Raw genomic sequence first — 1,618 nt, 5'->3', positions numbered from 1 at the left:
GTTCGTTAATGTTAATAATTAACAACTCATTAATAGTAACAAATTATTAATTCAACGTCAACAACTTTTTTTACTGCAAATTGTTGATAAATTAATTTAACGAGACCATATCATGTTATCAAATTGAACATTCTATGTCAATTAAATTTTTAACTTATCAGGAAGCGTGTTCCTCTTTTAACAGCAATATTTATAATACCAGGAAGTCTTATACCGGTCAAGAACTTATTTAAAAATTTCGACCTTATTTATAATTACATCTTCAGTAGGTTTATCACTAATGTCTACTTTTGTTTTTGCAATCTTATCTACAATTTCCATCCCATCAACTACTTGACCGAATACTGTATGTCTAAAGTCTAGCCATGGTGTCCCACCGTTCTTTAAATAATGATCGATTACTTCTTGTTCAAAACTAGCATCTTCCATTAGTTGTTTCATGTTCTTAGGCATTTTAGAGCTTTGAACTATAAAGAACTGACTTCCGTTAGTGTTTGGGCCAGCATTAGCCATTGATAATGCACCTCTAAAGTTATATAAGTTTTTAGAGAATTCGTCATCAAACGGCTTATTCCAAATACTTTCTCCACCAGCACCTGTTGCAGTTGGATCTCCACCTTGAATCATAAAATCTTTAATAACTCTATGAAACGTTGTACCGTCGTAATATCCAACTTCTGCAAGTTTGATAAAGTTTTCAACTGTTTGTGGTGCTTCCTTAGGAAATAAAGCTATTTGCACATCACCAAAATTTGTTTTTAAAATGGCTAGTGGTTTACTATTTTTATCACTAGTCATTTGCGGATAGTTACTCATTAAAATCCCCCATCTATAAATTGTATATATTTTATTATATCTAACTCCCCTTAAATGATTAAGTGATTTAAATAAATTATTTAAAAAAACTTTAATGTTAGTCGTGTAAATTTGTTAAAATATAATTAAACACTTAAAGGAGTATGCTATGCAATTTCTAATTGATTTTATACTACACATTGACCAGCACATTATTAATCTGGTTAATTACTTCGGTGATTGGACATATTTACTTCTATTCCTAGTAATTTTCATTGAAACAGGAATCGTAATTATGCCTTTTCTACCTGGTGATTCTCTACTATTTGCAGCAGCTGCAATTTCAGCTAACCCACAATATCACCTAAATATATTTATATTTATCATATTGTTCCTAATCGCCTCAATTGTTGGTGACTCACTAAACTTCTTCTTAGGTGAAAAGGTCGGTAATCGTTTAACACAACAAAAATTTATTGGTAAGTTCATAAAACAAGAACAACTTGATAAAGCAAAAGCTTTCTTTGATAAGTATGGTATCTTAGCAATCTTCATCGCTAGATTTATGCCAATTATTAGAACTTTCGCACCATTTATTGCTGCTTCTAGTGGTTATAACTATCAAAAATTTATTAAGTACAACATTACTGCATGTTTTGTTTGGGTATTTCTATGTTGCGGTGGCGGATACTTCTTTGGAAACATCCCCTTCGTTCAAGAACATTTTTCAGCTGTAGTACTAGGAATTATCTTGGTAACATGTTTACCAGCAATCATCGCTTTATTCAGAAATAAAAAAGCATAAATAAAAAGGACTCATTAT

General features: G+C 30.9%; 2 protein-coding genes. One reads left to right on the top strand and one right to left on the bottom strand.

From position 1 onward, the window contains the following. Positions 1–225: 225 nt before the first annotated feature. Positions 226–816 carry a peptidylprolyl isomerase gene (locus tag RZ74_RS06830; RefSeq protein WP_053950685.1) on the bottom strand — a complete coding sequence of 197 codons (591 nt, stop codon included), beginning with the start codon at positions 814–816 and terminating at the stop codon, positions 226–228. 148 nt (positions 817–964) lie between these two features. On the opposite strand from RZ74_RS06830, the gene RZ74_RS06825 reads away from it, so the two are divergent. Next, entirely contained in the window at positions 965–1,600 is a 636-nt protein-coding gene (locus tag RZ74_RS06825; RefSeq protein WP_053950684.1) for a VTT domain-containing protein, read from the top strand. Positions 1,601–1,618 lie beyond the last annotated feature (18 nt).

The sequence above is a fragment of the Apilactobacillus apinorum genome, from assembly GCF_001281175.1.
GTDB lineage: Bacteria > Bacillota > Bacilli > Lactobacillales > Lactobacillaceae > Apilactobacillus > Apilactobacillus apinorum.
This window is presented reverse-complemented; position numbering and strand designations above follow the sequence as displayed.